This window comes from Bradyrhizobium sp. BRP19 (genome assembly GCF_020194195.1).
Lineage (GTDB): Bacteria > Pseudomonadota > Alphaproteobacteria > Rhizobiales > Xanthobacteraceae > Bradyrhizobium > Bradyrhizobium yuanmingense.
The window spans coordinates 1-394 of record NZ_JADYVZ010000224.1; the positions used below are offsets into that span (position 1 = coordinate 1).

General features: G+C 61.9%; 1 protein-coding gene. It reads left to right on the plus strand.

All coding sequences use genetic code 11. From position 1 onward, the window contains the following. Positions 1–18: 18 nt before the first annotated feature. On the plus strand, positions 19–394 hold a 376-nt coding region (locus I6F36_RS39290; RefSeq protein ID WP_276573764.1), incomplete at its 3' end, for a ketopantoate reductase family protein.

Consider the following 394-nt stretch of genomic DNA (forward strand, 5'->3'; position numbering starts at 1 on the left):
GTCTACAGCCGTGCGTCAATGCGCGAGGACAGTGAGGTCGAGATCTTTGGCCGACAGAGGCTCAAGATCGGATCGATTAGCGCTGCGCCTCAACCCGAAGCGCTTGCAGCGCAACTGGCTGAGGCGGGCATCGCCGTCAGTCTTGAGGAGAACATCCGCCGCGAGGTCTGGCGCAAGATGGTGCGCAATGCCTCCACGAACCTCGTGTCGGGTCTGACCGGTGCCACACTCGAGCAAATCGGGCAGGACTCGGAGCTCCTCGAGGTTACCTGTGCCATCGCCCAGGAGGTGGTCAGTCTGTCCCACCGTGTCGGCTGCCCGGCTGAAGTCGACATGGCGGAGTTCATCGATGAAATCAGGCGAGCCGGTCCGTTCGCGACATCGATGTTGCAAG